Raw genomic sequence first — 19,948 nt, forward strand, 5'->3', positions numbered from 1 at the left:
CCCGGGTTTACCGGAGGCGTTGGGTTGTGAGTCACGCTGCCATATCGATGGTGTCTGCGGCAGCATAATATTGATCTTCGGCTTCGGCAGGCGGGATGTTGCCGATAGGCTCCAGCAGCCGACGATGGTTGAACCAGTCGACCCATTCGAGCGTGGCGTATTCGACGGCTTCGAAACTGCGCCACGGCCCACGCCTATGGATCACTTCGGCCTTGTAGAGGCCGTTGATCGTCTCGGCCAAAGCGTTGTCGTAGCTGTCTCCGACACTGCCGACCGACGGCTCGATCCCGGCTTCGGCAAGGCGCTCGGTGTACTTGATGGACACGTATTGCGACCCGCGGTCGCTATGATGGATGAGGCCGCCCCGATGAGCCGGCCGGCGATCATGAAGCGCCTGCTCCAAGGCATCGAGAACGAAGCTGGCATGCGCCGTCCTGCTGGCCCGCCAGCCGACGATCCGCCTGGCATAGGTGTCGATGACGAAGGCGACGTAGACGAACCCCGCCCAGGTCGCGACATAGGTGAAGTCCGACACCCACAGCATGTTCGGCGCCGGCGCGTAGAACCGGCGGTTGACGTGATCGAGTGGGCACGGCGCCGCTTTGTCGCTGATGGTCGTGCGCACCGGCTTGCCCCGGATCACTCCTGCCAAGCCCATCTCTCGCATCAACCGCGCGACAGTACAGCGGGCGACCGGAAAGCCTTCCCGCATCATCTGCCGCCAGACCTTGCGCACGCCGTAGACCGCGAAGTTCTCGGCGAACACGCGCGCGATCTCCGGCTTCAGGGCGACATCCCGCTGCGCCCGCGCCGATAGGCGTGTTGGATCCTGTCGCTGCGCGACGCGCTCGTGATAGGTGGATGGGGCGATCGGCAGAACGCGGCAGATCGGCTCGACCCCATAGGCATCGCGGTGATCGTCAATGAAGGCGATCATCGCCGGAACGGGCGGTCGAGCTCCGCCTGAGCAAAATACGCTGACGCCTTGCGCAGGATCTCGTTGGCCTGTCGCAGTTCGCGGACCTCGCGCTCCAACGCCTTCACCTTGTCGGCAACCTCTGTCGGGACGCCCGCCCGCTTGCCGCTGTCGACCTCGGCCTTCTTCACCCACTCATGAAGCGTCTGCGGAACGCAGCCGATCTTTCCCGCGATCGAAACCACCGCCGCCCAGCGAGAGGGATAATCGCGCTCGTGATCGACAACCATCCGCACCGCCCGCTCGCGGACCTCAGGCGCAAATTTGTTCGTCGTCTTGCTCATACAGGCTCCACCTTCTCAGGAGTTGGAGCCTCCGGCAAACCCGGCGCGGTTCAGTCTGGCCCACGACTTCAACAACCTCCTGACCGGCATCAGTGGCAGCCTGGAGATGATGCAGGTTCGGATGGCGCAGGGACGCACTGCCGAGTTCGATCGGTATTTCATGGCAGCACAGGGCGCGGTCAAGCGGGCCGCGGCGCTGACGCGTCGCCTTCTCGCCTTCTCCAGACGTCAGACGCTCGATCCCAAACCGACCAACGTCAACCGGCTCCTGAGCGGTCTCGAGGAAGTCGTCCGTCGCACGATGGGGCCAGGCATCGAAGTGGAGGTGGTCGGCGCAAGCGGTTTATGGCCGACCTTGATCGACCCGAACCAGCTCGAAAGCGCTGTGCTGAACCTGTGCATCAACGCGCGTGACGCGATGCCGGATGGCGGCAAGCTGACGATCGAGACGGCGAACAAGTGGTTCGACGAACGGGCCGCGCGCAAGCAGGATCTGCCCGTCGGGCAATATGTGTCGGTTTGCGTGACCGATACGGGCACCGGGATGTCACCCGATATCATCGCCAAGGTTTTCGACCCCTTCTTTACGATCAAGCCGCTGGGCGAGGGCACCGGCCTCGGGCTCTCGATGATCTATGGGTTCGCCCGTCAGTCGGGCGGACAGGTGCGGATCTATTCGGAGGTGGGGCAGGGGACGACGATGTGCCTCTACCTGCCCCGGCATACCGAGGACGCCGTTCCCGACGACGAAGCTTTGCTGCCGACGCAGGCAGCGCCCACCGGTGACGGCGAGGTCGTCCTCGTCATCGACGACGAACCTACGATCCGGATGCTGGTCGCCGAGGTGCTGGCGGAATCGGGCTATGCCGTCATCGAGGCACCCGATGGTCCCGCAGGATTGCGAGTGCTCGATTCGAACGCGCGAATCGACCTGCTGATCACCGACGTCGGCCTGCCGGCAGGATTGAACGGCAGGCAGTTCGCCGACGCCGCGCGGGTGAGCCGGCCGGATCTCAAGGTTCTGTTTATCACGGGCTATGCGGAGAATGCCGTCATCGGCCGCGGCAGGCTCGATAACGGCATGTTCGTTTTGACGAAGCCGTTCCAGATGGAGGTTCTGGCCGACCGCATTCGCGAAATCATCGAAAGCTAGCGTGGCGGTCTCTGGTGCCAGCTGTTGGGCGGCTGAGAGAGAAAACCGCCGCGGCGATGATAAGCAGCCCTTGATTAATGCCATCGGGTCCGACCGTTAAAAGCCGGTTGGCCATGGCAGAGTCGTCAAACGAGCTTTGAGTCAGAGCGGTGCCAGCTGCCGGAAGACGCTGGCGAGCGTATCGGACCGGAACGGCTTTTGCAGGATGACATCCGGCGGATCGCACGGCTCGCATTCGTCCGGCGTGCCCGTGATGAAGATAACCGGAATATCGCCATGCTCGTCACGGATCCGTCGCACCGCGTGCGGACCGGTTCCCTGCAGGAGCTTCACGTCCGAAGTTATGAACCCCGGCCTGTGCATCCGTGCCGCCGCGATCGCCTCGGCTTCGCTCGCGGCAATGTCGATCGATGTCGCGCCCTCCGCTTCGAGGAGCATCTGGAGATCCATGGCGACCACAGGCTCGTCTTCGATGATAAGAACATGGCACATGCTTGACGCCTCCGGTTTGCCTAATGTAATTCAACAATTTCAACGGCGAACGGGTCCCGGGTAAAAAGAGCGATTGCCTGCCATGACGCGATATTCCGGCGCACGCGTCACGCTGGTAACAAGTTCGCCTCGGCAAACGCGGCTGTGTGAGTGGGGCGTAACGACAAGGCTTGGCCTGGGACAGAGCCGCCATTCACGGTGATCCGTGGCAACGGCTGCTTCTGCTGGAAGCGGTCGTTGCCACCTGCATCGATCATCACCGCGCAACGCGAAACTGTGGTGGGGTCCTTCCAGACAGGTATCGGCGATGCAAAGGTCCTTAGCGGACCGTCCGGTTCGGCCGCGCTCGCTGTCGCAGTCGACTCCATGAAGACATTCGTCTTAGCTCGCCCGAATGTCCGGTGGCGGCAACAGCAGCCGTTCGGGTCTGTCGCGTTTGACGGCCGCAGAATGTTATTCGCCGCAGAAGCATAGTCTGGTCACGCACGTCTCGATGACATCGTGGCAAGCATCGCCGCTGGCGACAGAGCAACAAAACTGGAGTCAGCGTAGGCTGATAGGCGTGGTACAGATCAGGCGATCCAGAAAAAATGGGCGATGAGGGACGGCTTTTGTCATCTAATTTCCTAAGTTAGTAGGAAACTTCCGCATCTCCCCCCGCACGGACCGGGAGATGAACGCCATCGCCCAAAGTTTCGATCACTCCTGCCTGGACGCGGTCGATGCGGGCATGGACGGTGAAGTCACCCACCCGTTTGTCCGCGATCGCGCGCCTGATCTTGACGAGGAGCTTCTGCAAATCCGACGTGAGGTTCTGTCCGATCGCCGATGCAAGCAAATCCGAGATGCCGGGACTGTTGCCCAATGCGACGAGAAGGTCGCTGCGTACGCTATCGGTCGATCCATGGACCGAAAGATCGCTGAAGCTGATCACCGCCGAGCCCGGTTGGTTGACGGGTATTGCGACCAGCCACAGCCGGCCGTGCGAAACCTTTTCGGGCGAGCCGGCGGGCCATGCCGCAAGATCGATACCGACAGCCATCTTCCGGCCGGTCGTGCCATAGGCCGTGACGTGGTCGAAGCGTGCGATGACCGGGCCGATCCCTGGCAGGTCCAAGGGACGCTGCGATCGCTTCACCAACGCGCGCAAGATGACTGGCTCGAGCTGGGAATAGTCTGCGGTGACGGGCACGAAAAGATTAAAGCGTCCGTTCGTCCTGCCCTGTGAGATGTTCGGTAGAGGCATCGGAACCGGATCGGCAGAGCGTTGTCCGACGAAGGTCTCGGTCAATGTTCGGATGCCCGCGTCGAGCCGGATCCGTCCGTTGGCGATGCGATAGCCACTGTAATAAATCTGTTTTGGGGTGAGGCGCATCCAGACAGGAGGATTGTCCCTGTTCAGAAGAACCGAGGTGAAGCCCGATCGCCACGAACGGGCTGCTTTATCGCGCAGTTGCAGCTTCGCAAGCTCGGTCGGGAGCTTCCGCTCGAGATCATGGATGACAGGCTTCAGCTTTTCATCGGCTTTTTCCGTGAAGGTGATCCGCTGGCCAAGGAGATCGATGCCCGGAGGCGTGGTCCAGTCATAGTGAATCTTCACGGTCCCACCCGGCGTCCAGTCAGGTGCGATCGTGATCTTGATACGGGCTTCGGCATCGGCCGACCCGGTCGCCGTTTCGCCCTTCAGACGCGCCTTAGCATCCCGGGCGGTAATGCGCGCCGTGATCGGGATGGTGGCGATCAGATCCTGGCCGTTGCCCCGCAATGTGATGGCGCCCCTGTCCGCTTGTCCAGAAACCGAGCAGGGAATGGCACCCAGCACCTTGATCCGCGCGCCTAGAATGTGGACTTTTTGGGGTGGAATGCACCGATCCAGTTTTTTGTCTATCGTCCACAATGTGCGCGGAAGCGCGGCGTCGAGGCCCCGCGCCAGATCGTCTAGTCGGGCCTCGACGGGGACCGAGATCATCGACGTCTGCGGAGACGGTGCGAGGCTATCATGGCTTCGCGGCGGGGGCTGCACCTTCTGTCCTGACCGATGACATCCGGTCATGATAAAGGCGGGAAGCAGCCCGCAGATCACTGCCCGTGCAGAAAAGCTGGAAAGAGAAGGCTTTGCCACTATCGGGCCGTGAGCATTTTCTCGGCGCTCGTCCTGACGAAATCACCGATTGGCTTCGACATCATTCGCAGCATCGTCGGGACGACCACTTCCCCGGCTATGACGGCTTCGCCGACACCCAATGAAACCGGGATGGTCTGGGCCATCGCGCTGATCTCCAGCTCGAGCTGGTACTCCGACGACCAGCGGCTGGTCATCGTTCCTCCGCTGGGCAGATGCTTTTCAAGCTTGGGCAGGCCAGCCTCGACTCGGCGCCTGGCCCCGTCCTGCCCAAGTTCGTGCGGAATTTCGAATTTCATTGTCGATGGCTCCATCTGAATCAAGCGTGGTGAGGAATGATCCGTGCCTGAGCCTCGCTTAGCCATGCGGCGACCAGATCTGGTTGTGTGACCGGCAACATATGCCCCCCGGAAACGATCAAGAGTCGCGCGCCCGGCATTTGCTCGGCCGTGCATCGACCGTGAAGCGCAGGATCGAGAATGGCATCCCTGTCGCCGAACAAGATATCGACCGGCACGTTCAGATTGCCATAACGGGTAACCAGTGACGGCAGCTCGTCTGTCAATCCTGCGGCATCCCCCAGCGCGGCTGCCAGAGTATCGGGCGCAAGGGTGAGTTCCCCTCCGCCCTCGATGGTGAAATTGCCCGGCATCACTTCTGGTGCGAAGGCTCGCTGGGCGAAGCCGGCACCCTGGAGCGCGAGCAGGAGCGGCGGCGTTGCGCGAGCAAGAAGGCGATGCGCCCAGCGCGAGCGCAGTGGCGGCGATGCCAGCCATGCTGGTACATCGGGCGTCTGCGTGAGCGGCGCGATCAGTGCCAGACCGCCTGCGATACCGGGATTATCGAGCGCGATCGCAAGAGCGACCGCGCCGCCCAACGAATGACCCACGATAAGCGGCCTTACGATACCCAGCGTGCGGATTGCTTGCGCGATAATGCGGGCCTGGACGCGCAGTTCGGACCCGTCGCGAGCGGCTTGGGAATAGCCCGCGCCAGGTCGGTCGATCAGGATGATCCGATGACGGTCCTGCAACCGGTCGGTGAGCGCGTAGCTGAAGTTGCGCATCTGTCCGCCCAGGCCGTGAATCATGACGATGGGTGGGCCTTGGCCCCAATCGCGGACATGCAGACGTCGTCCTTCGATCTCGACCAGTTCTCCGTCCTGCGGAACATGCGAGCGGGCACGCAGGGCAAACACCGTAGGCCCCAACATCAGCGCACCGGCTGCCAGTGCCATGCCGGCCAATATTGCGCCGGATCGGAAACCATCACTGTTGTCGCACGGGTCACGTCGGTCATCCATGGGATATCTCCGATTGCCTGAGTGATATGCGCAGAGCGCTCAGCAAGCCGTAAAGGGCGGCGGTCCCGATCAATGCGACAAGGGGCATCGCAACCTCATCGAGGTTTGCGCCCATCTGGTTGAGCCGGACGAACAGATGCACGCCGGCGGTAGCCGGCGACAAATACGCGCAGACGGCGACCCAGTGCGGCATGGATTCCAGCGGCCATGCCGACCCGGTGAGGAAGAAGAGTGGCACGGAGGTCGGCACTAGGATCTGCATGGCGCGATATCCGCGCTCCATCAGACTTCCCAGCAGAAGCCCGAGCGCCGATACCGCGGCGGCAAAGATTGGCGCGGCCAGGACCGCAATGGCGATATTGCCTCCGCGAGGGACGTCCTGGATCCAGAAGATCAGGCCGAAGTAGAGCAGGGCCGCGAGCGTCCCGATCGTTGTAAAGGCCAGCCACATGCCGGCGAAGCCAGGGCCGTCGATCTGCCAGGCGCCCCGCTCGCGGCGTTGCGCCATGAACGCCGCCGAACCAAATAGCAGGGTCTGTTGCAGGATGATGATACCGACCGCCGGGAAGACATAGTCCTTATAGCCCTCGCGCGTGTTGAACAGCGGCCGGACTACGATCTCGAAGGGGAGCGCAATGCCCAGCGAGCGGGCGGAAGGACCGAGCCTGTCCTTGGCGACGCCTGCAATCGAGGCCGTGACCGCCACGCCGATGTCCCGCGCGCGCAGAAGATAGGCGCCATCTACCCAGACACCCACACCCCCGCCCGAAGCCCCCGTCAGCAGGCTGCGGGTGAAGCCGTCCGGAAAAAGGAGGATGCCGTCCGCCCGCCGCTCCCGAACGGCCATCTCTGCGGCGTGGAAGTTCGGGACTATGGCGATCAACCGAACTTCGCGGGTCGCGGTCAGGTCGCGGATGACCGATCGGGTAAGGACGCTATCCTCTTCGTCGACGATGACGATCGGCAGACCCTGCACGGTTTGATGGGCGTAGGGGGCGGGATAGTAGAAGCCGTAAAGCAGGACTGCGAGAATGATGGTGCTGAGCAGTTCGCGCGAGCGTACCACCGCGAGCATTGTCTGCTCGAACCCGAGGCGAAATCGCATCATGCCTTCGCCACCCGGACGCGCAAGAGCAGGACCGAAACGCCGCCGCACATTAGAGCGTAGAGCAGGAGCAAACCCAGTTCGGGGAGCGCCGTCCGCAGCGGAGCATCGAGATACTGCCCCATTTGCATGCGGATATAATGGGTAAGTGGCAGCATCTGGCTCCATATCCGGGCGAAACCGTTCCCGCCCTGGAGAGGCAATGTCGCACCCGAATAGGCCAGGGCAGACCCGGCGTAGATCGCGCTCGCCGAAAGGCCCGTGCCGATGTCGCCGGTTGCTACAACGAGGAGCGATGAGATGCCGGCGGTGCCGGCGAACAGTAACGCCTGACCCAGCACGAGCAGCATCAGGCTGCCATTGACCGGCCACGACCGAAACCATGTGATCCAGATCAGCCAGAGCGTACCCCAGATCGTTGCGACAAGCACATAGGGCAACATCTTGCCGACGAGAGCTGCACCCACATTGCCACTCCGCACCGCCCATCCGGCCAGTGATTTGTTCTCGATCTCGCGGCCGAGCGCGACGACGGTCATGCAGGCGACCAGAAGGTGCAGAACCGCCGGATCGATCAGCACGGTCAGATACCATTCGAAGCTGGTCGACGGGTTTTTGAGGATGGTGGCCTGGACGGTCGGTGGATGCAGTCGAATGCCGGGAAGTCCGTGGCTGGACGGGGTAACGGGCAGATGGGCAATGAGGGACGCCGTCACCGCCGCTTCGATCGCTCGAGACACGACCGACCCCATCGAGAGGAAACTCCCCTGGTAGAAGATCTGGATGGCCGGGGGAGGGCGATGCTCGAGGCCATCCTCGAGGCCGTGCGGAATGCGCAACACCGCCCAGGCATCCTCCTTGCGCACCCGATGGAAGGCTGGCGCGATCTGGCCGCCCATCCAGGTGACCCTGACCGTGGGCGAGGCTTCGACGTCGCGGATAATCGCGCGGCTGAGCGATGACCCATCTTCATCGACGATGGCGATCGGAAGCTGGCGCGGTACGCCCTGGATCAGCATTGCGGACACAAGGATCACAAGGACTGCGGGAAGCGCCGTCAGCACACCAAGATCCCAACGATCTCGGCCGAGGTGGCGCATCTCCGCGAAAAGGGCGCGCATGAAGGCGCTCATTGCGGCCAGTCGAACAGCACGCTCATGCCCGGACGGAGCCCAGATACGGAAGATTCCGGCCTTAGCCTTACCTCGAAGGCGTGCACGTCGTAGCCGGCCGACTGGCGCGTCGCGCGCCATGTCGCAAAGTCCCCCTGCGGATTGATGTAATAGACCTTGAAGCGCGCCTGCGCGCCGAGCGCAGGGATCGTGCCTGTGACCACCCGGCCGATCGAAAGGCCCTTATAGTCATCTTCTCTGATATTCAGCGACACCCAAGGGTGATCGATATCGATGATCTGGTAGGCCGGGACGACCGGGCTCACGATCTCGCCCGGCTGCACCAGCTTGCGGGAAATCTCGCCCGCGATCGGCGAGACGAGGCGGGTCTCGTTGCCGAGCGACCGCGCGGTCGCAAGACCGGCCTGGGCTATCTCGACCTGTGCGGCGGCAACCTGCTTGTCCTCGGGACGCGTGCCGCTGAGCGCCTTAACATATTGCTGGCGCGCGGCTTCGGCCGTGCGGGCGCTGCTGTCCCGTGCAGCATTGGCCTCGTCGCGACGTTGTGCTGCAATGACACCCTGCGCATAGAGAGAGTCGGCGCGACGGCTGCTCACCGCTGCAAGGTTCGACGCAGCCTGTGCCGCGAGCCACGTTTCCTTCAACGACGCCACATCCTCGCGGCGAGCGCCCGTTTCGGCGACATGCTGGAGTGCGCGCGCGCTATCGAGCGCGCCCTGGGCCTGGCGTTCGCTTCCCGCGATCTCCGGACTCGACAAGGTTGCCAGCAGCTGTCCGGGCTTCACCCGGTCGCCTTCCGTGCCGATCAGTCTGTCGACGCGGGCGAGGGCCTTCGTCGCGACATTGATCTCGTCGGCGTCGACCATGCCCTGAAGCTGGTCCGGGGCCGGGCGGCTGGCTAGCCAAAGGCCAGCCGTGACGACCAGCACGACCAAGAGAATCCCGCCATAGAGCAGCAGTCGCGCCCTGCGCGATGGAAAGCGAGGTGTGGCGTCAGATATCTCGGTCATGGGCGGGGCAAGGCCAATCGATGGTCGGCTCGGGAGAGGAAGTCGGAAAATTCATCTAGGCGACCGCTTGCGGCGAGCAGGCCGGCGAGCGCCAGATCATACTCATAGGCGGTCGCGATGCGCTGGGTTTCCGCCGTCTGCAGCGCCGCGATCGCGTCGGTCACCGCAGCACCGCTGGCTTCGCCTTCGCGGAACGAAATCTGCTGAACGCGCAGATTCTCCTGTGCGGCCGCGATATTGCTGTCGAGCAGCAGGAAGGAGCGCCGCGCCGTCTCGACCAGATCATAGGCGCGGACTGTCTCCGTCGTGAGCGTCTTGCGGACATCGGCTGCCGCGTCGGCTGCGGCCCTTGCATGCTCACGTGCGGCATCGAGTGTCTTGCGCCGGTCGATGTTGGACAGAAGAGTGTAGCGGACACCCACACCAACGACCCAGTCCGGTTCGATCGGGAGCGCCTGCTTATGGTCGAAATTATATTCGCCGAAAGCATAGGCCTGGGGCAGGAAGCGGGATTTGGCGAGTGCGGTGCCCGCATCGGCGAGCTTGCGAGTGGCATCGGCCTCTCGCGCGCGCGGCAGGTCGCTGCCGCCAAGGAAGTCGCCAACAGGCGGGAGCGGGCGGGCGTCGACGAACAACGCCGTCGTCGGCGTGACGCCGCCGTCGGCGTCGAGCAGGCGCCCCAGTTCGTCGCTGGCCGTGCGTGCGTCGAGTTCGGCCCGGAGACGCGACCGTTCCGCGGCATCGCGCGCCACCTGGACCTGAAGCGTGGTCGCGTGCGGGATAACTCCCTGCTGTTCGAGCTTCTGCGCGTCGGAGAGATGCCGATCGAAGGCGTCGCGGACATCGGTTGCGCTGACCAGCAACTGGCTCGCGACCTGCTGACCGAAATAGACGCGCACGAGATTTACGGTCGAAAGCTCGCGCGCTTGCGCCTGTTTTGCTCGCGCGATGTCGGCTCCAGCAAGGGCGCCATGCTGGATGGCCGGGATGGCGCCCCCGGTGTAGAGCGGCATCACGGCCTGGACTGTCGGCCGAAACACGTCATCACGATATTGGTAGCGCAGCGTGTCCGGTATCGCTGAGAGAAGCCCGGGCAGCGCTTGCTCGACGCGGCCGGCAACCTCGCCGACGATCTGCTGGAAGGCAGGCGGAAATTGTGAGGGCAGGCCGCTCAGGAAGCTGTCGGTCGCCGAGGCCGCATCGGATTTTGCACCCGACAGATCGAGCGAGAGGGTCTTTTGATATTCTAGATATTGCGCCGAGGCGGTGATGACGGGGCGGTTGAGCGCCTTCAGCGCATCCGCGGTATCCTCCGCCGCCTTGACCTCGTGCCCAGCGCCGCTGAGCGCGTGGGATACACTATCCAACCGGGAAGCGGCGGCATCGAAGCTTATTGCGACACTCTGGTCTCCGGGCGCGCCTGTTTCCTCCGCTGTTTGTCCTGATGCCGCGGACGGACAGGCGATCAGCAGCGCAAATGTCAGAGCATGGCGATGGGATCGGGCAGTTCGCAGTTCTGGCGGCAATCTACGACCTTACCCCACCATGATTCATCGAAGGCATCTTACCAAGATGCATCGCCTCCGGGAACCCATCAGTTTCCCGTTCGTCCGTGGGGGTTGCGGCGGCGCCCAGTTGCGTATCGCGGCGCTGCTCCGTCCGAAGGGGGTGAGGCGGCTCGCGTCTTGCGGGCCGCCTTGTTGGGAATTCCTGCCATTGATCCCACCTAACGTATAGGTAAGACGCCTGCCCTATGGGTTGCAATCTTCGCAATTGCAGCATTGTACGTCGCAGTGCACAACACTCAGGCCTTTCAGGCATCCTCTCCTAACACTAGGGCTGGCTCACGCCGGCCTTTTTTTGGTTGCCACCGCCGTGCCGGGGCCGAGATATCGATCGAGCCTTTCTGTGATTGCCAATCGCGGCATAAGGCAGGTATCGGCAAAGCATGGAGATTTTCGACACGCGGGAGCGATTGCTCGAGGCTGCGGCTGCCGAGTTTCTTCGCCATGGCTTCGCCGGTGCCAATGTCGGCAAGATCGCAGGGGCTGCCGGCGTCTCCAAAAAGACGGTTTACGTTCATTTCGCCTCGAAAGAGGCGCTCTGCAGCGTAAAGATATTTGTTCATGACGATCTCCTCCTTTTTTAACGAGGTCACGCATCGAGCGACCTTCGTGCGTGAGAGCCGGCAGAACCACCAGAAAACCAACGGGTTCCATGATATTGGCCGAATATCAATTGAAAACCACGAAGATGTCACAGGAACCACCTAGTTTCCTGCATGTTCGAAATGGCTGCTACATCAAAAGGAAGACCTTGTGCCCAGACTCCCGTCGACTGCTATCGCCGCGATGCTGGCTCTGTGTTCCGTGACACCTGCCCTGGCGGCCGCGACGAGCCGGATCATGATGCACAAGGTGCAGCTATATAATTTTGACGACGCCGCTGTTGCGGTCACCGATCTGGACGGCGTCCTCATGCCCGTGGGGTCGGGAGGCGCCGTCGATCTCAACGACGTCTCCTCCTACCGGATCGCGCTCAGGTCGGGAAACGTGACGATCCCGGCCAGGACTCTGACGATCCTGATGAACCGCTATATTCTGCCGCGCGCTCAAAGTCCGCTCAGCGACATGTCGATGGTCTTCGGCAATGGTGTCATTCGCCTCCACGGCAAAATTAGGATGATGAGCATCAAACTTGGTTTTTCTGCCAACGCCTATCCGTTCGTGATGCCGAACGGGGACATGGGTATGCGTATTGATCACCTGAAAACCGCCGGCTTTATTCCGGGATCGGTATCTAATGCTCTCGGCATGACGCTCGAGCGCATGGCAAAGCCGGGTAAGCCCGGTGTGATGTCCGTCAAGGGCAATGTGATGTCGATGTCGGTCGGTGCCACCTTTCCGGCCCCCGCGCTGGAAGGCACCTTGAGCAATGTTAACGTGACGCCCACAGGGCTGACGACCCGGATTGGAGCAACTCGGGGGATATCAGGTGCCCCCTTCATCACGATCAGCGGCGGCGCGGTTAAGTTCGCGCATCTTTTGATGCCTGAGGCCAAGCTGGTCATTCGGCCGATAGTGAAGCAGGCCGATTTTGGATTTTCACCACGCCGCTATTACCGGCAGATGGTGGCCGGAACGAGCAAAGCGACCCCAGATTTTGGATTGACTGGGTATTTTGGCGATTTTCGTAAGCTTAAATATTAATACAAGATATATATTGGCAAATCCTACGACATAAATATTAGCACGCGAATTTTGTATTATCTGTGACATTTGCGAACTGAAAGTCCTGTCCGCCATTGCCAAGGGACTGGACGTGACTTTTTGCATCGGCGCCGCGGAGATAGCATGATTCTCGTGTACGCACTAAATAGCGCGATCTAATGAACTGCCGGGTGTCTTTTTCTAATGCTCAGCGTGGGTTCCGTGCGGCTCAGAACGCCGGCAACGTCGGCTTTTGGCGGAAGCCGATACTACGCCATCTATACCTGTTTGCCGGCTTTGTCCCAGCTCAAGGCTTCGCGTTAGTGCTCAATCTGACCGGCCGAATGTCAGCTCTTGGAGCCAGTGAAATTCGATCGCAAGGGCAAGAGGTGGTCGCCCTTGGGCGGGCAGATTCGTGAGCGTCGAATAGCTGCTCCCGCCGAAACTGGCCGTTTGGGCGCGCTCGGCCGAACGTCTTGGTGTGGTCGACTGCTCCCGGAAGGTCGTGGGATTTTCCCGACGGGAAGCTTTGTCAGCGGGGAAACGAAAACGGCCGTTCAGTGGCGTGGAATGCCGACATCCAGTGCCGCCGTCGGACCAGCTTCAAGGCGCTCGGCGCTCCTGTTGACATGAATCAGCAGGTCAAACCGAACGAGAAGCGTTCGCGGATGGCGAGCCGCATCATCTCTGCAAGCCGCTCCGCCGGCGTGGCAAGGCGTTTCCTTCGGTAGAGCGAAAGGGCTACCGAAGGGAGTGACGGCAGACCGCTGGCGGTCTCGTTCAGGACTGCCAGCGAAGATGGCATGCCGATCGGCGTGCGGACCGTGAGGCCAAGGCCGGCATCGAGCGCAGCCCACAAACCTGCAAGGCTGGAACTGTTGAACGCAACACGGGCGGAGATCCCGGCATCGTCAAGCGCCTGCTGTCCCGCCGCCCGAAAGAGACAGGGCAAATCGAATGCCACCAGGGTGAGCGACCTGTCGGCTGTTCGACGCCAATCCGGATGCGCGATCCATCTGGCCGGAATATCGGCAAGATGTTCACCGCCGGAGGCTTCCTGACCATTCCCCCAGGCCAGCACGAGATCGAGCTTGTGACTGGCAAGCGCGGCTCGGAGTTGGCCGCTGCCCTCAGCCTGTACCTCGATTTCCACATCCGGATAGGTCTGCGCAAAATTTCTCAGCAAGTCGGTCAACCATGTGTCCGCAAAGTCGGCCACCAACCCGAACCTGACGCTGCCGGCCAATCGCGACGATCGTGCTGCAACGACGGCCTGGTCATTAAGGTCGAGCAGCCGACGTGCGGACGCAAGCAATTGGCTGCCAGCCTCCGTGAGCACCAGACCGCGTCCGGACTTCTGGACCAGCGGCGCGCCGATCTGGCGTTCGAGCTTCCGCAGGTGGTTGCTGACAGCGGATTGTGAACGGCCGACAGCCTCCGCCGCGCGTGCAAAGCTCCCGAGTTCGACCCCCATGACAAGAGACCGCAGCGCATCCATGTCCAGATTCGGCATCATAGTTTCGATTAGGCGAACGATCGATCCTGAACAATCTGATTATCGGGCGTATCGCTTTGAAGTAGCTGGTCGGGGTCGCTAACGGGCCACAGCGAGCAGCGAGCAGCGAGCAGCGAGCGACCGCCTCAAGTCACCGCGACGAGATCGCCCATTCTTGCGCACCATCGGATACCATCATGCGAATTTTAATTGCCTCGACATTGCTGTTGGCCGCCGTCGCTCCTGCGTCAGCGCGAGACATTCCCGTCCCCAGAGACTTTTCGAGCCGGGACGCCGATCGCGCGGCAATCTCGGCCCTCCTCGCCACCTACACACGGGCGGTATCTTCCCGGAATCAGGTCTTGTTCGAGACTTTGCTGCTGAATAAGGACATTCCCTTTTCCGATCCCGCCTGGGTGGCACGTCCGAAGTCGTCGGAGAACCCGACGCAGAATTACGAGGCGTTCCGCAAGGCCGTTTTCGAGGGAGAGCCTTTCCGGCAGCGTTTCCGGGACGTGCACATCTTGCAGAATGGCGGACTGGCGGATGTCACGCTCGTATTCGTCAATTCCACGGCCAAAGACTCGTCCTGGGGCTGGAAGACGCTCCAGTTGATCAAGGTCGCCGGCCACTGGAAGATCGCGAGCGAGTTCTTCACGCAGCAGCAATGAGAGGTGTTAAGAAAATTATCGCGGTGCCTGCGATGGTCCTATGCAAGCATTAGTAGGGGGCGATCGATGAAGCTCGGAAGCGGCAGCTTTCGGTCGCCACCAATATAATCCTGGAACGGCGATATCTGGTCGACTGCCGCCGGGGGCAATCGACCGGCCATGGGACATTTCTGCCATTCAAGGCTCGCGATACAATGTCGGCTCTCGCCAAAACCAGCCGTCGGTTGTGCGTTGACAGGTCTGCGCCATCAGCGAAGATAGAATTCGACGGGCACCGACAGTTCGATTTCGTCGGGGCGATCGGCAGGAATCTTGGGCAGCGGATCGGCACGGCGGAGCGTGTCGAGCGCTGCCTGGTCGAGATCGGCGAAGCCCGAGCTGCGCACCAGCGACGAGGACAACACATGACCGTCGCGGCTCATCCGGAACCGGATATAGGCGACGCCTTGCTGGCGGGCGCTCTTCGCCTCGCCGGGATAGCGCTGGTACTTCTGCAAGCGGGCGAGAACGCGGCCCTCCCACGTATCGGGCGTGTTGCTCGATACCTGTGGCGCTGGCGGCGCCGCCGCCGTCTTGGGCGCGGCTGTCTCCGGTTGCGGGGGCGCGGGATCGACCGGCTTGGTCTCGGGCGTTGGCGGCAACGCCGGGGTGGTGGCGATCGGGATGAGCGGATGCACGACCGGATCGACCTTTTGCGGCGTGTGCTGGCGCAGGTGCTTCTCGACCGGCTTGGGCGCCTCTTTCGGTTTGGGCGGCGTCTCGGGTGGCGAGGCGAGCGGGACCAGGCTCACCACGAGCGGCGCCGAGGGCGGCGGGGGGTTGAAATGATGCTCGAACGTCAGGAGCAGCCCGGCGAACGCCACGGCAAAGACCAGGCATGTGCCGAGAAAGCCGAATATCTTGTGTTCGGGCGGCGGGGCATAGGGATGCCGCTCGACCGGGAGTCGCAGCATTACAGGCAGCGTTTCGGCATCGTCGCGCACCTGGTGCGCATCGTCGCCGTTAGGGCGCACGGTGGCGAGCATGATGCGGCCTCCCTGTCGGGCGCAGGACGTGGCACGCGATGACAAGCAGCGGGATCGCCAGCGCCGCCCACGACAGCCACCACCAGATGCCGCCTTCGCCGAGCAGCGCCGAGAGCAGGCCGAACACGGTCAGCGCCGCGAGGCAGATCGGCCAGGACCATCGACGGCGAAAGGTGGAGCGATGACGTTTCATTCCGCTGCCTCTAGCAGATCGAGGGGCGGCGCGGGCGCGTGCGGATCGCGTTGCGTCACGGCCAGCGTGCGCTTGCGCTTAGCCGCCCATAGATAGAGGCCGCTTGCCAGCACCACGATTGTCACCAGATCGAGCAGCGCCCAGATGACCTTGAGCGGAGTTCCGCCATAATCGCCGAAATGGAGCGGGCGGGAGACTTCCAGCGTACGCAGATTCCACGGCATCCGCACAATGGCGGTGAGCTTGCCGGTGCGGGCATCGATCAGGACAGGGCTGAACAGACGGCTGGTGAGCGGTGTGCTGCCATGCGCCCAAAGCAGGTAGTGATAGGGCGTGCCATCATCGTCGCCGGGGAACACGATGCTGGTAACCACAGTACCAGGCAGCGCTTTCGAAGCGAGGTCTAGCGCGGCCTGGGCCGAGAATAATTGATCGGGGCGCGGCGGGGGCTTCCCCTGCCAAGGAGCGAGCATCGCGGCGACATCGGTCTGCTGCCACAGGGCAAACAACGGCGTGGACAACTCGTTCACCGTGCCGGTAACGCCAACGATCACCGTCCATGCCAGTGTGACCACGCCGAGCAAGTTGTGCAGGTCGAGCCAGCGTAGCCGGCGGGAGCGACCGGTCCGCACTATGCCGAAGTCGAGGCGGCGCGTGAAGGGACCGTAAAGGACTACGCCCGACACAATGGCGGTCACAAACAGCAAGCCCATCGTGCCTAGGAGCAATTCGCCCGGCAGACCCGCGAAAAGATCGCTATGAAGCCGGAATAGGAAGCCGGTTAAGGTCTGATCGCGCTGTCCTGGTCCGGACCGCTCGATGATGTGGCCGGAGTGCGCATCGAAGCGGACGAAATGCGCGAGCCCAGGGTTCGCCTTCACGGATGCGAAGGATGGCGCCATCCAAATGTATACTTCCGGTTCATCATCGTCGGCAAAGATCGAGGTAATGATCTCACCGGGATATACATGCTTCGCCTTATCAATGAGCCTATCAAGGCTCTCGTTCGGCGTTCCGGGCGGAACGGCAGCATACTCCATCGTCGGATTGGCCAGATCGTTGATCTGCTCGGCGAAGATCAACGGTAGGCCGGTCAGGCAAATGATGAGCAGGAATAATGTGCAGACCAAGCTGGTCCACATATGTATTCCTGCCCAGAATCGGACCAAATTCCGACTATGCAGAATGCCCCTGTTCACGGATTACCATTTCGTCCGTACGCTGAACATGACGCTGCGCGGCTTGCCGTAATAGTTTCCAGACCATATTGCCGTGCCGCTCGACTGGGTACGAATGTAGCGGCGATCACCGATATTGTTGATCGTTAAGGACGCTTGCCAGTGGTCGTTGACGTCGTATCCCAATTGTCCGGAAAAGATCACATAGCCCGGAACACGCACAGGATCGTTATAGAGCGAGGAAGTTCCAAGAGCGCCGCCGCCGATACTCAAGCGATTCAAGGGCCCTGCTGCGAAACGATATTTCGTCCACAGCTTGAAATTCTGATGCGGCGTCGCTCCTGCGTTGAACGGCTGCCCTTGGTAGGTCGCATCTTTCACATATTTGGAATGCAGATATGTATAGCCTGCCGACAAGTCCCAGCCCGGCATCGGACTGCCGCTGATCTCAACCTCGGCACCCTTCGTTTCCACTTCACCGGAAGCGATATAGAATGCCGTCCCGGACGGATAGTTATAAGCGCGATTGCGGTCCTTAAGGTCGAACAGTGCTGCCGACAGGTTGAGCTTGCCGTCAAATTGCGTGCTCTTCACCCCGACCTCATACTGGTGGCCGGTTTCGGGCGGCAGCGCTCCGCCTGCCTGCGTCTCCACAGCGTTGGGAATGAAGATGTCGGAAAAGCTGGCATAGAGCGAAACCGTTCGGGTCACATCGTAGACCAACCCTGCGTAAGGCGTGAGCTTGTGATCCACGTTGCTCAGCGGCTCACTGACATATACCGGCGCATCGCCGTAATTACCCGATGCGTAAGACGTACGATAGTGCGTAACGCGGCCGCCGAGGAGGAGATTTAATCCGTCCGCCAGGTTCGCCTTGATTTGGCCATACACGCCAAACTGCTCGATCTTTGTCCGGTAGTCGCCCGTGGGATCGTCGTGCGGATTAGGCACGACGGGATCGAAGATGTTCGTCCCTATAATATCGGGCCCGTTGCCATATTGATCCATGGTGTTGGCCTGATCGTAGTTGGCACCGACCAGGATTTGATGGGTGCGACCGAAAAGCTCGAACGAGCCGGTGGCATTTACGTCTGCCGCGAACCAGCGGAAGCGTGTGAAATCGACGGATGTGAAGTAATCGACGATGTCGGTTTCCGGATCCACCCCGCTGTCGGTCGATGCATAGCGGGCATCTCCGGAACTTTCCCTGTAGCGAAGGCTCGCTTTAACCTGCCAGTCGCCGCCCAATTTCTGCGTCAGCGCGCCGAAGACCTCCTTGGTGGTTTGCTTCATGAAGCTCCAGTCCGGATCGGGGTTATAGGATCGCGAAACGTTGAGCAGGCTCCCATCGGTATAAGCAGGCAAACCTTGGAAAATACCGTGATGGACGTCGCGTTGTATCGTGCCCGACAGTGACAGGAGCGTGTCGGGCGTCAGATCGGCCTCGATAATGCCGTAAGCCATGCCCGAACGAGCATGCGAATTGTCATAGTAGAAATCTTGATTGGTGCCTGCCAGCACCGCCCTGCCGCGCACTGTCCCGGCCGCATTCAATGGCCCGGTCACATCGACGTCAGCGTGGAAGTCGTTCCATGATCCGACGGAAAAGTCCCCTGAGGCCTGAAAGCTGTCCAGCGGCCGCTTGCGTACGAAGTTCACAACGCCGCCCGGAGCGCCCGATCCCTGAAGGAGACCAGCCGAGCCCTTCAGGACTTCGATCCGATCATACATGGCCAGATCGAATTGAGGCGAACCAAGATTGAGTGAAGAACTGGATGGAATACCGTCCTGCTCGGTGGTCAACGCGTATCCCCGAGCGTAGTATGTCGCGCCGAGATAGGGGTTCGCGCTGCCGCCCACCGTGACACCGGGGACATAGCGCAGGGCATCTTCGATCGTGAACAAATTCTGATCGTCAAGCCGCTGGCGCGTCAGCACGGACACGGACTGAGGAATTTCCTTGAGCGGCGTCGGTGTTTTTCCGGCCACAGTGGCGGCGCGCGCTGCGTAGCTATGGGTGCCTTCCGAGATTGCGGGATCGGATGCAGCATTAAGCGGATTGCTGGAGGACTGCCCTTGTCCCTCGACGCGAACCGGCCCGAGTTGGACTGCGCCTGCCTCGGCCGTGGGGGCCGGTTCGAGCGTGATGGCGTTGGGGCCGGTGAACCGATAGGTCAGCCCGGTGCCGGACAGAAGCCGCGAGAGAGCTTCGGTTGGGGAGTAGGAGCCTGAAATCCCCTGCGTGCGGATGCCGTCGCCCAGCGCCGTCGTATAGCCAACCTGGATGCCGGACTGCTCGGTAAACTGCTGGAGCGCCGAAAGGAGTGGTTGCGCCCGGATGTTGAAGCTCGTGGTAGCGACAGCCGATTGCGCGTGTGCTGGCGTCGTGCCTGCAACCACCAGCGTCAGGGCACTGGTGCCGAGAACCAGCGCGCGCAGCGCACATAGAAATGGAAGGCGGCATAGCGGCGCAGCGTGCATATCAATCCCTATCGCTCGGGCATCGCACCGCGCGACAGCCCCCGCATGCCCGAGCCAACGTGATTCTCATTAGCAACAAGCCGCCTAAGACGTTTGCCAACGCCTTCGCCCTAACCCC

At 61.7% G+C, this 19,948-nt stretch carries 17 protein-coding genes, 1 pseudogene and 1 other annotated feature; of the genes and pseudogenes, 4 read left to right on the top strand and 14 right to left on the bottom strand.

Features of this window, described 5'->3' with window-relative positions; genetic code table 11:
• Positions 1 to 31: 31 nt before the first annotated feature.
• Positions 32 to 1,260, bottom strand: a protein-coding gene (locus tag PBT88_RS07140) for an IS3 family transposase (RefSeq protein ID WP_270077083.1) whose coding sequence is annotated in 2 segments (ribosomal slippage) — positions 32 to 972 and positions 972 to 1,260 — 1,230 coding nt in all. Because the reading frame shifts where the segments join, the coding sequence is not laid out codon by codon here.
• Positions 863 to 979 (bottom strand) — a sequence feature (AL1L pseudoknot). It overlaps the preceding gene by 117 nt.
• 55 nt (positions 1,261 to 1,315) lie before the next feature.
• Between PBT88_RS07140 and PBT88_RS07145 the strand changes: the two are divergent.
• Positions 1,316 to 2,413 (top strand): annotated as a pseudogene (locus PBT88_RS07145) (ATP-binding protein); the annotation flags it as partial.
• 141 nt (positions 2,414 to 2,554) lie between these two features.
• Here PBT88_RS07145 and PBT88_RS07150 read toward each other — a convergent pair.
• The 8 genes from PBT88_RS07150 to PBT88_RS07185 form a co-directional block, all read right to left on the bottom strand.
• Complete coding sequence (locus PBT88_RS07150; RefSeq protein WP_270078507.1) at positions 2,555 to 2,905, bottom strand: response regulator; 351 nt, start codon at positions 2,903 to 2,905, stop codon at positions 2,555 to 2,557.
• 631 nt (positions 2,906 to 3,536) lie between these two features.
• On the bottom strand, positions 3,537 to 4,874 hold the full coding sequence (locus PBT88_RS07155; protein WP_270078508.1) for a DUF4403 family protein: 1,338 nt from the start codon (positions 4,872 to 4,874) through the stop codon (positions 3,537 to 3,539).
• Positions 4,875 to 5,026: 152 nt separating this feature from the next.
• On the bottom strand, positions 5,027 to 5,326 hold the full coding sequence (locus tag PBT88_RS07160; RefSeq protein ID WP_270078509.1) for a hypothetical protein: 300 nt from the start codon (positions 5,324 to 5,326) through the stop codon (positions 5,027 to 5,029).
• A gap of 20 nt (positions 5,327 to 5,346) precedes the next feature.
• Entirely contained in the window at positions 5,347 to 6,264 is a 918-nt protein-coding gene (locus tag PBT88_RS07165; RefSeq protein WP_270078510.1) for an alpha/beta fold hydrolase, read from the bottom strand.
• Between the two features lie 58 nt (positions 6,265 to 6,322).
• Complete coding sequence (locus PBT88_RS07170) at positions 6,323 to 7,435, bottom strand: ABC transporter permease (RefSeq protein ID WP_270078511.1); 1,113 nt, start codon at positions 7,433 to 7,435, stop codon at positions 6,323 to 6,325.
• Positions 7,435 to 8,556: an ABC transporter permease gene (locus PBT88_RS07175; RefSeq protein ID WP_270078512.1), complete on the bottom strand. Its 1,122-nt coding sequence runs from the start codon at positions 8,554 to 8,556 to the stop codon at positions 7,435 to 7,437. The genes PBT88_RS07170 and PBT88_RS07175 overlap by 1 nt, the downstream gene beginning before the upstream one ends.
• 8 nt (positions 8,557 to 8,564) lie before the next feature.
• Entirely contained in the window at positions 8,565 to 9,578 is a 1,014-nt protein-coding gene (locus PBT88_RS07180) for an HlyD family secretion protein (protein WP_270078513.1), read from the bottom strand.
• Positions 9,575 to 10,945 carry a TolC family protein gene (locus PBT88_RS07185; protein WP_270078514.1) on the bottom strand — a complete coding sequence of 457 codons (1,371 nt, stop codon included), beginning with the start codon at positions 10,943 to 10,945 and terminating at the stop codon, positions 9,575 to 9,577. The genes PBT88_RS07180 and PBT88_RS07185 overlap by 4 nt, the downstream gene beginning before the upstream one ends.
• Before the next feature lie 581 nt (positions 10,946 to 11,526).
• On the opposite strand from PBT88_RS07185, the gene PBT88_RS07190 reads away from it, so the two are divergent.
• Entirely contained in the window at positions 11,527 to 11,727 is a 201-nt protein-coding gene (locus tag PBT88_RS07190; protein WP_270078515.1) for a helix-turn-helix domain-containing protein, read from the top strand.
• Between the two features lie 220 nt (positions 11,728 to 11,947).
• On the top strand, positions 11,948 to 12,787 hold the full coding sequence (locus PBT88_RS07195) for a hypothetical protein (protein WP_270078516.1): 840 nt from the start codon (positions 11,948 to 11,950) through the stop codon (positions 12,785 to 12,787).
• Positions 12,788 to 13,421: 634 nt separating this feature from the next.
• Here PBT88_RS07195 and PBT88_RS07200 read toward each other — a convergent pair.
• Complete coding sequence (locus PBT88_RS07200) at positions 13,422 to 14,303, bottom strand: LysR substrate-binding domain-containing protein (protein ID WP_270078517.1); 882 nt, start codon at positions 14,301 to 14,303, stop codon at positions 13,422 to 13,424.
• A gap of 176 nt (positions 14,304 to 14,479) precedes the next feature.
• Between PBT88_RS07200 and PBT88_RS07205 the strand changes: the two genes are divergently transcribed.
• A complete protein-coding gene (locus PBT88_RS07205; RefSeq protein WP_270078518.1) occupies positions 14,480 to 14,953 on the top strand; it encodes a hypothetical protein in 474 nt (157 codons plus the stop codon).
• 248 nt (positions 14,954 to 15,201) lie between these two features.
• Here the strand turns inward: PBT88_RS07205 and PBT88_RS07210 are convergent, their stop codons facing one another.
• Genes PBT88_RS07210 through PBT88_RS07225 form a run of 4 tightly spaced genes read right to left on the bottom strand, consistent with a single transcriptional unit; the run spans position 15,202 to position 19,830 of the window.
• On the bottom strand, positions 15,202 to 15,978 hold the full coding sequence (locus PBT88_RS07210) for an energy transducer TonB family protein (RefSeq protein ID WP_270078519.1): 777 nt from the start codon (positions 15,976 to 15,978) through the stop codon (positions 15,202 to 15,204).
• A complete protein-coding gene (locus PBT88_RS07215; protein WP_270078520.1) occupies positions 15,956 to 16,171 on the bottom strand; it encodes a hypothetical protein in 216 nt (71 codons plus the stop codon). Before PBT88_RS07215 ends, PBT88_RS07210 begins: the two co-directional genes overlap by 23 nt.
• Positions 16,168 to 17,313 carry a PepSY-associated TM helix domain-containing protein gene (locus PBT88_RS07220; RefSeq protein ID WP_270078521.1) on the bottom strand — a complete coding sequence of 382 codons (1,146 nt, stop codon included), beginning with the start codon at positions 17,311 to 17,313 and terminating at the stop codon, positions 16,168 to 16,170. The genes PBT88_RS07215 and PBT88_RS07220 overlap by 4 nt, the downstream gene beginning before the upstream one ends.
• 60 nt (positions 17,314 to 17,373) lie before the next feature.
• Positions 17,374 to 19,830 carry a TonB-dependent siderophore receptor gene (locus PBT88_RS07225; RefSeq protein WP_270078522.1) on the bottom strand — a complete coding sequence of 819 codons (2,457 nt, stop codon included), beginning with the start codon at positions 19,828 to 19,830 and terminating at the stop codon, positions 17,374 to 17,376.
• Between the last annotated feature and the right edge of the window lie 118 nt (positions 19,831 to 19,948).

The sequence above is a fragment of the Sphingomonas abietis genome (genome assembly GCF_027625475.1).
Classification (GTDB): Bacteria; Pseudomonadota; Alphaproteobacteria; order Sphingomonadales; family Sphingomonadaceae; genus Solisphingomonas; species Solisphingomonas abietis.